The organism is Listeria cossartiae subsp. cayugensis, assembly GCF_014229095.1.
GTDB classification, from domain to species: Bacteria; Bacillota; Bacilli; order Lactobacillales; family Listeriaceae; genus Listeria; species Listeria cayugensis.
This window is the reverse complement of the sequence record NZ_JAARZC010000001.1, coordinates 894503-907465: the sequence shown is the minus strand read 5'-3', so window position 1 is coordinate 907465 and position 12963 is coordinate 894503. Positions and strand designations below refer to the sequence as shown.

The 12963-nt window shown below is 40.4% G+C and carries 10 protein-coding genes; 1 reads left to right on the top strand and 9 read right to left on the bottom strand.

Going from position 1 to position 12963, the window contains the following annotated elements; all coding sequences use genetic code 11:
- Positions 1-46 precede the first annotated feature (46 nt).
- The 6 genes from uvrC to zapA form a co-directional block, all read right to left on the bottom strand.
- On the bottom strand, positions 47-1858 hold the full coding sequence (uvrC, locus tag HCB49_RS04645) for an excinuclease ABC subunit UvrC (RefSeq protein ID WP_185480045.1): 1812 nt from the start codon (positions 1856-1858) through the stop codon (positions 47-49).
- 75 nt (positions 1859-1933) lie between these two features.
- Positions 1934-2245: a thioredoxin gene (gene trxA / locus HCB49_RS04640; protein WP_003747179.1), complete on the bottom strand. Its 312-nt coding sequence runs from the start codon at positions 2243-2245 to the stop codon at positions 1934-1936.
- An 80-nt stretch (positions 2246-2325) separates the two neighbouring features.
- Positions 2326-4683: an endonuclease MutS2 gene (locus HCB49_RS04635; RefSeq protein WP_185604240.1), complete on the bottom strand. Its 2358-nt coding sequence runs from the start codon at positions 4681-4683 to the stop codon at positions 2326-2328.
- 22 nt (positions 4684-4705) lie between these two features.
- The gene (gene polX, locus HCB49_RS04630; protein ID WP_185604239.1) at positions 4706-6418 is read right to left on the bottom strand and encodes a DNA polymerase/3'-5' exonuclease PolX; all 1713 of its coding nucleotides are present in this window, start codon (positions 6416-6418) and stop codon (positions 4706-4708) included.
- A gap of 91 nt (positions 6419-6509) precedes the next feature.
- On the bottom strand, positions 6510-7052 hold the full coding sequence (locus tag HCB49_RS04625; RefSeq protein ID WP_185391194.1) for a CvpA family protein: 543 nt from the start codon (positions 7050-7052) through the stop codon (positions 6510-6512).
- Positions 7049-7315, bottom strand: a complete 267-nt coding sequence (gene zapA, locus HCB49_RS04620) for a cell division protein ZapA (RefSeq protein WP_008947586.1) — start codon at positions 7313-7315, stop codon at positions 7049-7051. Before zapA ends, HCB49_RS04625 begins: the two co-directional genes overlap by 4 nt.
- A 153-nt stretch (positions 7316-7468) precedes the next feature.
- Between zapA and rnhC the strand changes: the two genes are divergently transcribed.
- A complete protein-coding gene (gene rnhC / locus HCB49_RS04615) occupies positions 7469-8395 on the top strand; it encodes a ribonuclease HIII (RefSeq protein ID WP_185604512.1) in 927 nt (308 codons plus the stop codon).
- Between the two features lie 39 nt (positions 8396-8434).
- Here the strand turns inward: rnhC and HCB49_RS04610 are convergent, their stop codons facing one another.
- The 3 genes from HCB49_RS04610 to HCB49_RS04600 all read right to left on the bottom strand — a co-directional run bounded on the left by HCB49_RS04610 (position 8435) and on the right by HCB49_RS04600 (position 12869).
- Positions 8435-9109 carry a uracil-DNA glycosylase gene (locus HCB49_RS04610; protein ID WP_185604238.1) on the bottom strand — a complete coding sequence of 225 codons (675 nt, stop codon included), beginning with the start codon at positions 9107-9109 and terminating at the stop codon, positions 8435-8437.
- 91 nt (positions 9110-9200) lie between these two features.
- Positions 9201-12401 (bottom strand): MMPL family transporter, encoded by a 3201-nt coding sequence (locus tag HCB49_RS04605; protein ID WP_185604237.1) that lies wholly within the window; start codon positions 12399-12401, stop codon positions 9201-9203.
- Positions 12402-12416: 15 nt separating this feature from the next.
- Positions 12417-12869, bottom strand: a complete 453-nt coding sequence (locus HCB49_RS04600; protein WP_185391191.1) for a MarR family winged helix-turn-helix transcriptional regulator — start codon at positions 12867-12869, stop codon at positions 12417-12419.
- Positions 12870-12963 lie beyond the last annotated feature (94 nt).

Here is a 12963-nt window from a genome sequence, read left to right as displayed (position 1 = left end):
TCCAATTATATCAAAATTTTCATAACAGATAAAGCAATTTTATAAATCATTTCTGCTCCGTATTCTTCGCTTTTTCATTAAATGCGGTAATATGTTTATGCACTTCTTCTGCTACATTCAGTGGGACGCCAGCTTCTTTAATTTCTTCTATAGATGCTTCTTTTAATTTTTTCATCGAGCCAAAATGTTTAAGCAATTTTTTCTTGCGACCTGGGCCCACGCCTGGGATGCCGTCAAGTATGGACTGGAAGCCGGTTTTGCTGCGTAGTTGGCGGTGGAATGTGATCGCGAAACGGTGGACTTCATCTTGCATTCGTTGTAGTAAATAGAATTCTTGGCTGTTTCTTTCCAAAGGGATAATTTCTAGTGGGTCGCCGAATAACAATTGACTGGTGCGGTGTTTGTCATCTTTGGCGAGACCGGCTACTGGAATGTCTAGGCCTAGTTCGTTTGTTAAGACGTCTTTGGCGCTGTCGATTTGGCCTTTTCCTCCGTCAATTAAGATTAAATCTGGCATTGGTAAGCCTTCTTTGAGGACGCGCCAGTAGCGACGGCGAATGACTTCGCGCATTGTTGCGTAGTCGTCTGGGCCTTCTACGGTTTTAATTTTGTATTTGCGGTAATCGTTTTTACTTGGTTTGCCGTCGAGGAATGTGACCATCGCGGAAACTGGGTCTGTACCGTGAATATTGGAGTTATCGAAGGCTTCCACGCGTGATGGTGTTGGGATTCCCATTGCTTCTCCAAGTCGTTCTACTGCGCCGACTGTGCGCTCTTCATTGCGTTCAAGCAGCATGAATTTTTCGTTTAGAGCAATTTTGGCATTTTTATAAGCTAGTTTTACGAGATCTTTTTTATTTCCGCGTTGTGGAACGATGATTTTCGTGTCGGGAACGACTGCTTGAACCGCCTCACTATCAACATCATTCGGTAAATATATTTCTTGTGGTGGAATATGGTTGGCTTTTTGGTAAAATTGACCAATGAAAGTAAGGAAATCTTCGTCAGCATCATTATAAAATGGAAACTGGGAAACGTCGCGCTCAATCAGTTTGCCTTGGCGAATGAAAAATACTTGGACGCACATCCAGCCTTTATCAATGGCGTAACCAAAGACATCGCGGTCAACAAAATCGTTCATCGTCATTTTTTGTTTTTCCATCGTTGTTTCGATGGCGTTAATTTGGTCGCGGAATTCTCCGGCTTTTTCGAATTCCATGTTTTCTGCAGCATCTTGCATTTTTTTCATTAAATCATTTTTGACGGTTTTATAGCCACCGTTTAGGAATGCGACTATCTCATCTTGCATTTCTTTATACTTACTTGCTTCCACGTCAAATACGCACGGGGCAAGGCATTGTCCGAGGTGATAATATAAACATACTTTATTCGGTAACGTGCTACATTTTCGTAACGGGTATAGGCGATCTAAAATCCGTTTTACTTCATTGGCAGCGTAGACATTTGGATACGGGCCGAAATATTTCCCTTTATCTTTCTTTACTTGGCGGGTAATAATTAGGCGCGGATGTCGTTCGTTCGTGATTTTAATAAATGGGTAGGTTTTATCGTCCTTTAAGCGAATATTAAAACGTGGATCGTGCTTTTTAATTAAATTGATTTCTAGTAGTAAAGCTTCTACGTTGGATGATGTGACGATATATTCAAAATCCACAATTTCTTGGACTAAGCGTTGTGTTTTACTATCATGTGTTCCTGAAAAATAAGAACGAACACGATTTTTTAAAATTTTTGCTTTCCCAACATAAATGATGGTTCCTTGTCTATCTTTCATCAAATAACAACCGGGTTGGTCCGGCAGAAGTGCTAGTTTATTTTGGATATGTTCAGAAGACATTTTATCAACTCCAGTTACACATTTAAAAAGAAGCCTAGAACAAACATTCTAAGCTTCTTTCATTTTAGCATAATTTTAAACGTATTTGTTGATGACTTCATCCAGTTCTTCTTTTGGACGATAGCCGATAATTGTATCTACTACTTCGCCGTCTTTTTTGATAAGAAGTGTTGGAATGCTCATAACACCAAAGCTTCCTGGTGTTTCTGGGTTTTCATCTACGTCCATTTTGACGATTTTAAGTGCATCGCCGCGTTCTTCTTGTATTTCTTCTAAAACTGGAGCCACCATGCGGCAAGGACCACACCATGTTGCCCAGAAATCTGTTAATACTAAGCCTTCGCTAGTTTCTTGTTCAAATGTTGCATCTGTAATTTCTTTTACCATGATTTAATTCACTCCTTATGACTTTTGTACACACAGTATAGCATTTACGCCTATTTCGAGCCATGTTTTTGCTCAATTGTTTACTTAAACTCAACGATGGTTACGCCGTTCCCGCCTTCCGCTGCTGCACCAAAACGGATTGATTTAACCATGCGATGATTTTTCAGATATTCGGTGACACCGGTTCTGAGTGCGCCGGTTCCCTTACCGTGAATGATGGCTACTTGCGGATAGCCCGCGAGCAATGCTTCATCCAGATATTTGTCGACTTTTTGCAGTGCATCTTCGTAGCGTTCGCCGCGCAAATCGAGTTCACTTTTTGCTGGTGACCCGCTGCTATGAACCGATGTAATGATACGTTGTTTTTTCGGTTTTTCTGGTTGGATGTATTCAAGATCGGCGGTTTTGATTTTCATTTTGATGATACCGATTTGGACGTTCCATTCTTTATCGCTAATTTTGCTTAAAAGTGTGCCCTTTTGGCCGAGTGATAAGACGCGGACATTATCACCATCTTTGAAAACGTGTGGTTTTTGTTTTGGCGCTTGGGGAATGGTTTTGTTGATTGTTTTTGGTTTTGCTTTCCCAAGTCTTGTTTTGGCGTCAATCAGTTCGTGTTCTTTGATGCCAGCTGCTCCGTTTAATTGCATTGTGCGCAATTCGTGGATGATTTCTTCGGCCTCAGCCTCAGCTTTTTCGACGATGGTTGCTGCTTTTTCATTCGCTTGTTCGATTAGTTTATCTTTTTGTTGATAGTAATTAGAGATTTCTTTTTGTAAATCTTTTAAAAGGGCATCGGCACCGCGAGCTAGTTCGTGTGCTTCTTCATATTCTGTTTCCGCTAAGTTACGTTTTTCTTCTAGGCTGGAAATCATATCATTTAAATCGGCGCTTTCAGTATCGACAAGACTTCTTGCTTCAGTGATGATATTTTCGCTTAATCCAAGGCGGCGCGAAATATCGAAAGCGTTACTTCGTCCGGGAACGCCGATTAGTAGTTTATAAGTCGGACTAAGCGTTTCGACATTGAATTCTACGGAAGCATTGGTTGCGTGAACGCGGTTATATCCATATGCTTTTAGTTCAGGATAATGGGTCGTCGCGACAACACTTGCACCTTTTGCATGGCTTGCATCAAGTATTGCAATCGCTAGTGCTGCACCTTCTTGCGGATCTGTTCCCGCACCAAGTTCATCATATAAAATTAGAGATTTGTGGTTCACTCTTTCTAAAATGGACACGATATTCGTCATATGGGACGAGAAGGTACTCAAGCTTTGTTCAATGGATTGTTCGTCACCAATATCGGCAAATACATGTTCAAAAACGGCAATCGTGGAATCTTCCTGTGCTGGAATTTGCAAGCCAGATTGTGCCATTAAAGTTAGTAATCCCAATGTTTTTAGTGTAATTGTTTTACCACCTGTATTTGGACCAGTAATAACAATCGTCGTAAAATCTTCACCTAAATAAATATCATTAGCAACGACTTTAGCTTCATCTAAAAGTGGATGTCGCGCGGCAATTAAATGCACTACTCCTGTATCACTAAGATGCGGCGTTACGGCTTTCATCGCTTTCCCGAAACGCGCTTTGGCGAAAATAAAATCAAAGCGGCCTAGAATGAAGGTATTATGATGAATTTCATTAATCCAACCAGCAAGTGATGCCGAAATTTCCGCAAGAATACGTTCGATTTCTTGTTTTTCTTTAGCTTGAAGCGCTTTTCGTTCGTTATTTAAATCTACTACGCTTTGTGGCTCGATGAAAAGTGTTTGACCGGATGCGGATTGGTCATGGACAATCCCGCCGTAATGCCCTTTATATTCTTGTTTAACAGGGATAACATAACGATCATTTCGAATCGTAATAACGGCATCGCTCAGCATTTTCGAAGCATTGCGATCGCGCAAATAAGATTCTAATTTTTCCCGTACGCGGTCTTCTGTCCGGCGGAGTGTCCGGCGAATGGTGCTAAGTGCTTCACTCGCAGTATCTAATACTTTCCCGCTTTCATCAACGGAAATCGTAATATCTTCCTCAACTTCTTTTAATACTAAAAGTTCATCTGAAAGCGCGCCGAGAAGCGGTATTTCTACGCCAATTTCGAGTAAATCGTTCATAAAATTTTTCATTTGACGGCTTACGCGCAAGTTGCTACCGATTTGGTAGATTTCAAGCCCGTTTAAATCGCCGCCAATCTCTAAGCGTTTCAAATGAGCAAAAACGTCTGTTAAACCAGTAATCGGCGCACTTCCCCGTAAACGAATAATTTTGGCTCCTTCTTCTGTTTCAAGTTGTGCTTTTTGAACTACTTGAAAATCGGTAGCTGGAGCGAGTTCCAAAATCGCTTGCTCCCCTAGTGAAGAAGAAGCAAATTCCGTGAGTTGTTTTTTTATTTTATCAAATTCTAAAATGGCTTCTACTTTTTTTTCCATTGGTCATCCTTCTTTTTAAAAGTTATTTATTCTGTAAAAATTGTTTAAATTCAGCCGCTGTTTTCGTATTTAGAATCGCGGACTTATCGAGCCAAGCTTTCGTTGCTGCGCGAACTCCGATAGACATGAAATCAAGATGTTTCGTATCATGCGCATCGGTATTAATGGCAATCGGAACGCCTGCTGCATGAGCCATTTCTAAATGCTCACGTTTTAAATCGAGGCGCTGCGGATTGGCATTTAGTTCTAGTGCAGTTCCTGTGTTTTTCGCTAGTTTGATTAGTTCTTTCATATTAACATGATATGGCTTTCTTTTCACGACAATTCTCCCTGTCGGATGAGCAATCAAGCGCACGTAAGGATTTTCGCACGCTGTTTTTAGTCGTTTCATGATTTCTTCTTCCGATTGTTGGAAACTGGAATGAATCGATGCAATAACAAAATCCAACTGTTTCAGCGTTTCGTCATCAAAATCAAGCGAACCATCTGCTAAAATGTCCATTTCAACGCCTGAATAGACGTCAATTTCTGGATAGTTTGCAGCTATTTTTTTGATTTCGGCTTGTTGTTCTAGCAGTCTTTTCTCATCCAATCCATTTGCTACACGTAAAAATTTTCCATGATCGGTGATTACCATGTATTCGTAACCTTTTGCGATACATGCTTCAATCATTTCCTGAATCGCGTAAGCTCCATCTGACCAAGTAGTATGCATGTGTAAATCACCGCGAATATCACTTAATTCAAGGAATTTCGTCTCCTTCGTTACGCGCTCAATTTCTGTACCATCACGGCGAACTTCTGGCGGTAAAAATGGAATATCAAAATGAGCAAAAAAGGCTTTTTCTGAGTCAAAATGGCGCATGCTTCCGTCTTCCTGCTCCACCCCGTATTCACTTATTTTTTCATTCGATTGTTTAGCTAACTGGCGCATTTTGATATTGTGATCTTTGGAACCAGTAAAATGATGCAGTGTCGTTGCGAAAGCTTTCTTTTCTACTAGGCGAAAATCCACCGAGATAGTAATGTTGTCTTCTAGTACAGCCGATACTTTTGTTTCACCGGCCCCAATGACATCTGTAATGAGCGGAAAATCAAGCAATGCTTTTTGCACTTCTTCTGGCTTTTCAGTCGCGATGACGTAATCAAGGTCTTTCACTGTTTCGCGCAATCTCCGTAAACTCCCAGCTTGCGCGAACCTTTCGATTGCAGCAATTTCGGATAAATAAGTTTCTACTTTTCTAATGATTGGTAAAACATCATTAAGCGGATAGCGATCAGGCCGTTCACCCATTTCGCGCACAGCTTCTGCCATTTTTTCGGCGGACTTTTTACCAAACCCTTTTAACGCTTCGATATGACCATTTTCCGCTTCTTGAAGTAACGTATCTTTATCGACCACACCAAGTTCGTGATAAAGCCGTGATAATTTCTTGCCACCAAGTCCCGGCACATCTAAAAGTGGAACGAGGCCAGCAGGTACTTCTTTTTTCAGCTCCATAAGCTCTGGACATTCCCCGCTATCTAAAAAACGTTGAATAATTTCGCCAGTTGTTTTTCCAATACCGCTAATTTTCGTGAAATCCTCTATTTCGGATAGACTTCTACTATCTAATTCAATTGCTTGAGCCGCTTTCCGAAAAGCCGATATTTTAAAGCTATTTTCTCCTTTTAATTCCATATAAATAGCAATTTCTTCCAGTAAACGAATAATTTCTTTTTTATTAGTAGCCATCGTTATTCCTCCCGTTCGGTCATTAAAAAAATACCAGCGTAATCCTATCCAAAATTGGCTAAGAGTGTACATCTGGTATCGAATGTTTCTTTTATTTTGGCAGAATGTCTGTCATCCAGTCATAAAATTGTTCGGACAAAATTGGCGTGTTCTCAAGCATCCACTGAGCAACCGTAGAGCTGTCAATCAGATTCTCTGACCAATTCGCCGGGTAAATTGCCATGATAAACAATACAATAAAAATAAGTAAATAAGACTTAATAACGCCAAAAACAGCTGCTACTAACCCATTAATTTGGCGCAAAACAGGTATTTTTGTTAAGCCACCAACAAGCGATGCGAGCATATGAACGACAATAATCGCAACAATAAAAATTATCGCAAAGCCGAGTACGTTATAATAAGCTGTTTCTGTTCGTAATTCCTGTAAAATAATAGATAATCCATCTGAAGTATCACTACCTGGATAAGGTATAAAGGTTAAATGAGGCGCTAAATCTTCGTAATATGTATACGAGATAAAAAATGCCAAAATATAACCTAGCAATAATATAAGTTGTTTGATTAGGCCTGTTCTGAAACCTGCAAAAAAGCCAGAAACAAGCAAAATTAAAATAATCGCATTTAAAATCATTGATCTCTTCCTTTGATACGAGCCAGTTCTTGTTCCAACTCTAGATATTTTTGTTCTAGTTTTAAATAATCGTGAGTTGCATTCACAGCTGTCAGTACAGCGAGCCTTCCGCTATCAAGCGCATGATTTTGAGAGCCGATTTCGTGCATTTTTTCATCGACTTCGCGAGCTACTTTTCGTAAGTGGTCTGTTGTTTCTATGCCAACAATTGTATATTCTCTACCGTAAATTGTGGTCACTACTCTATTTCTCTCATTTGCCACGTAAATTCCTCCTCGCCCAAATTCATTTAGGCCGCTACTTGTCATAATCTTATCACGAAAAAGCCCGAAAGAAAAGAGTCAACCACCTGTTTAGCCGATATTCAGTCTTTCGGCGTAGTATGTTACAATAGAACTTTGAAAGGATGATGCCTTATCGCAAATACAGTTATTGTAGTCAATCAATCAACTCTTGAAAAAATGAAACAAACATATCTCCCTTTTTCCAATCCAAAACTCCCACCAGGAGCCGTTTTTGCAGCTAAAAAACCTGGTGTCTCCATTACTGGCTATAAATCGCGTAAAGTGATGTTCCAAGGAGTGAACGGAGAAGCCGAAGCAAAAAAATGGGTAGCGACCTTACCAGAAACAAAAGCGAAGTCGCCAAGTGTTTCTAAAGGTGTTCTTCCAGCAAACTTCGCATCAAAAAATGTCATTGGCTCCGATGAAGTCGGCACGGGTGATTTTTTTGGTCCCATTACTGTTTGCGCAGCATATGTCGATGCGGAAATGATGCCACTTTTAAAAGAGCTTGGTGTGAAGGATTCAAAAGCCATGAAAGATCCGGAAATTTGTCGAATCGCCGAGAAAATCATGCCGCTTGTGCCGCATAGTGTGCTACTTTGTCCGAATCCGAAATATAACGAATTACAACAAAGAGGCATGAATCAAGGTCAAATGAAAGCTTTATTACATAATCGAGCAATTGAAAATGTCTTGAAAAAACTAGCACCAGTAAAACCAGAAGCGATTTTAATTGATCAATTTGCTGAAAAAAATACGTATTACCGTTATTTGGCACAAGAGCCTAGCATTGTTCGTGAGGATGTCTTTTTTGCAACCAAAGCGGAAGGGTTACATCTTTCGGTGGCGGCGGCTTCGATTATTGCTCGTTATAAATTTGTTCAAGCGTTTGATGCGATGTCGAAGGAAGTTGGTATTCCCCTTCCAAAGGGTGCTGGACCTCATGTCGACGCTGTTGCAGCCGAAATTATTGAACGCTTTGGAATGGAAACACTAGCGAAATATACGAAACAACATTTTGCTAATACAGAAAAAGCCTTGAAAATTGCTAAAAAATAAACAAAACGCCTCGTCTTTTGCTGATGAGGCGTTTTTTATTTATATAGAAGGAATTTGCCAATCAATCGGAGTTACGCCGTTTTGCTCTAAGAATTGGTTCGCTTTGGAAAAATGTTGGCAGCCCATGAATCCACGTGATGCGGAAAGTGGGCTAGGATGAACGGATGTGAAAGCAATGTGGTTCGGGTTAGTTAATAGTTGCAACTTTTCTTTTGCATTATTGCCCCAAAGTAAAAAGACAACTGGCTCCTCTTTCTCGTTAATCATTTCGATAATGCGGTTCGTTAGCATTTCCCAGCCTTGCCCGCGGTGAGAATTAGCTTGGCCTGCGCGAACAGTTAGTACGGTGTTTAATAGCAATACACCTTGGTCTGCCCACGGTATCAGATAGCCATTGTTTGGGATTTCACAATTCAAGTCATTATGTAGTTCCAAATAAATATTTTGTAACGATGGCGGGATTTGTACTCCTTTTTGGACGGAAAAAGAGAGTCCGTGTGCTTGACCTGGTCCGTGGTATGGATCTTGGCCGAGTATCACTACTTTTACATCTTTATAAGCAGTGTGTTTTAAAACATTAAAAATGTCATACATGTCTGGAAATACTTTTTTTGTTTGGTATTCATTTTTTAGGAACTGGCGAAGTTTTAAATAATAAGGTTGGTTAAACTCATCTTTTAATAACTCATCCCAGTCATTTTCGAGTTTTATCATCTGTATCTTCCTCCTTCATTCGTCTCTCCCTACATCTTACCAAATTAAACTAAAAACCGCATTCCTTTTAAAAGGAATGCGGTTTGTTCGGCTATTTTTTCGGTGGTACGTTTTCTTGATGGTCGCCTTTTCTTGTGATAAATGGCCACCAGTTGCCTCGTCCGAATAATTTAACCATAACCGGAACGAATAGTGGTAGGATAACGACGGCATAGAGTACTAAACCAATCAGAACCACTGTGGCAATTTCTAGTAAGGATAGCACGCCAGCTGGCATCATTGCGGCGAATGTTCCTCCGAGGATGATAACTGCCGAGAAGATAACGCCACCCATATTTTTCATCGCTTTTATCATTCTGTCGCGTACGGAAAGTCCGTTATATTCGTTAAAGCGGGACATAAGGAAGATTGAATAATCAATCCCGAGTGCGACGAGTACAACGAATCCAAAGAATGGGGTTGCCCATGTTAGACCACTGTATCCGAGGATTCGCATGAAGATAATTTCTGCAAAACCAAGGGCCGTAAAGTAAGTTAAGACAAGTGATGCAATGAGATAAATTGGCATTACAAGCGAACGTAAGACGATGACAAGTGTGACGAATACACTCGCTAGAACGATGACAAGTACTAAATGATAATCAGCTGTCGACATATCTCTTGTATCGTAGTTAACGCTTGTCATTCCGCCAATACCAATTTTGGCATTTTCGAGTTTCGTGCCTTTCATGCTTGCTGCAAGTTGATCGTTAATGTCGTCAATCGAATCCATTGCTGCGTTCGAGTATGGATTTTTAGTTAGGACAACATTAATCGTTGCTAGTTTTCCATCAGAAGAGATATATTGATCTAATACTTTTTGGAAATCAGCATTTTTTAATAAAGCATCTGGCACGTAAATTCCAGAACTTGCGTATGGTACTTTTGACCAATCGTCAATGAGTCCGTTGGCGGTGTTGAGACCGCTTTGAACTTTGCCGAGGCCATCTGCACCGGAAGTTAAGCCATCTGTGAGTTGCCCCATTTGACCGCTAATGCCCGCAAAGCCTTCTTTTAAAGCACCTTGGCCAGCTGCGATTTGACTAAGTGCATTGGAAATTTCAGGCATTTTGGAAATGACTTGACCTTGACCGTCTGCTGCTTGGTTAAGCCCGTTTTCTAATTGTGCTAGACCTGATTCGATTTGACCAAGTCCTGTGCCAAATGCGCTAAGGCCGTCGGAAATTTGCTTCGATTGCTGATTTAATTGGTTCATAGCAGTTGCTAGTTGTTGAATGCCTTGATTAAGTTCTTTCATTTTTGCTTGAAGTGCTGCCATTTGTTTTCCGGCAGCTGTTTTCAAGTCATTCCCAGCTGTTTCTAAGCCTTGGATGTCTGCGGCTAGTTTTTGGAATTTAGGATCGTTTCGTACTTCTGGATGTGCGGCTGCAAAAGCTTGGAATGACGCGCCGATTTGTTTAAATTGTGCTTCTAGTTTGGATGTATCAATTGCTTGTGTATTTGGATTTTCAAAAGCTTTTAATTGATTAGCTACATTTTGTAAGTTTTTTTGAATTTCAGCGTAACCTGCTTGGATTTGAGCTTCGCCATTTTGAAGAGTTGCTAGTTGTGATTTGGCTTGTGCTACGCCTTGTTTTAGATCACCTGCGCCAGTTGCGCCGCTTTCAATACCTGTTTGGATTTGTGCGAGTGCGGATTGCAGTTGGTTGATACCTTCTTCGGTTGCAACAGTGCCTTTTTGTAAGTCGCCAACGCCAGCAACGGCTTTATTTAGGGCGGGCTCAGATTTTTCCAGTTCAGAACTAGCAGAATCTAACCCTTTTTTCACTTGTCCGACGCCATCTGTTGCTTGACCAACACCATCACTGACTTGTCCAGCTTGATTTTTAATGTAAATATCATCGACGCGTTTTCCGGCTGGGCGTGAGGCACTCATGACCATATCAATACCTTTTAAATGAGATAAATCATCGGAAATTTTTTCGATTTGCGCGATATAATCCGTTGTTCGCATGTTATCATCATTTTCGATAAAGATTTGCGTTGGCGCAACTTGCCCTGCTCCAAAGCTATCCGAAACGATTTCAAAACCTTTTTTCGAAGGATATTTGTCGCTAATTTCATCTAGTGAGTTGAATGATTCGGTTCCTGTGTGGAGTAAAATTGGTGGTAGCGTAATAGCTGCGACGATTAGTAGTGCAATCCACGGTCTTGCAAAAGTGAATTTACCAGCAGCTCCCCACAGTTTATTTTCTTTATGGCTAATATTTTTATTTAATGGCCAGAATAGATGTGTTCCGAGTGTGCTCATAAAGAATGGCACGAGTGTATATAGTGCGGCGAGTAAAACGACAATGCCGACACCAACTGCTACTGCGGAACGATATAAATCGAATTGAACGAAATAAAGTGAAGTAAAGGCAACAAGAACTGCTACGCCACTATAAATGACTGTTTTTCCGGCTGTACGATAAGTAGCATGAACAGCTTCGCGCGGATCTAGTCCGGCTCCCATTTCTTCTTTAAATCGACTCATTAGGAGAATACAATAGTCGGTTCCAATCCCGAACATAATACAGACCATAAATATCTGCGTGTAAGTCGAAACTGGAAAATTAAAGAGATCGATTAAGAATGCTACCGTGCTTTGTGCTACAAGATAACTAATCCCAACCGTTATTAACGGGATAAATGGTGCTACAGCAGAGCGGAATACAAGGAATAACACAACTAAAATAAAGACTACGGTGATACCCTCTGTTTTATGTAAACCGTCTTCGGAACCTTGGACAACATCTTCTTGAATTAGTTTGTTTCCGGTTAAGTATGTGTCAACGCCCTTCACATCCATTTTTTTGTCTAAAGCGTTACGGATGCTTTTAACAGAGGCGTCTGTATCATCTACCGTTAAGCTTGCTACTAGTGTTTTACCATCTTTTGATAAAAATTTATCTTTTAATTCTGGTTGGTTGAAGCTTGATACCACATTGGTTACGTGGAGATCTGTTTTATCTTTTTCGATAGAGTCTAGTGATTTTTCGATATCGTTTAATTCTGTTCCAGTCAACTTATTCTCAGAAGTGTAGACAGCGATGTAAGCAGAACCTTTGTCGTCTGGATTATGTTTCTTTTGCATTTCTGTTGCTAGTGATGACGGGTAGCCATCGGGCAGCTTTAATTCGCCTTTTTCGCGTACAAGATCTGCCATGGGTGGTGCAATAAACATTAGTACGACTGCTGCTGCAAGCCAAAATGCTAAAATGGCCCAGCGGAGTTTCATAATCCATTTCATGCCAAATCTCTCCTTTTATTTTTTAGGTTCGACAACTGATTTGGTAATTTTCTGAAATAGTTCAAAGAAGTGTTCGCTGTCTTTTTCCCCTAGAATTTCGAGCCATTCGTTCACGAGTAACTCTAATTGTTTTTCGCACGCTTCGTAAACGTTATTCCCTTTTTCTGAGATAGTTAAAACTATGGCGCGTTTATCTTGTTGATTTCGTTTCCGCCTAATGTAACCTTTGTCTACTAGTTTTTTTAGTTTGGGTGTAATCGCACTTTTATTGACGGATAAAGTGGCCGCAAGTTCCGTGGCGCTAATTCCATCGTAAGCTGCAATTTCCCGTAACACAAAAAATTGTTCAATCGATAAATCGACGGTATTGGTTGATATTTCGGAAATAGCTTGATGTATATGTGTCATAGCGAATATGTAGGTTTGTTGGTAACTCTTTATTAGTTGTTTTACTTTTTGTCTTTCCAAATAAAGTTCACCCCCTTAACTATTTTTCAGTTTAAGCTTTATTTATTTTGAAGTCAAACAAAAAGAACTTGCCGCAAAAGCAAGTTCTTTTCCT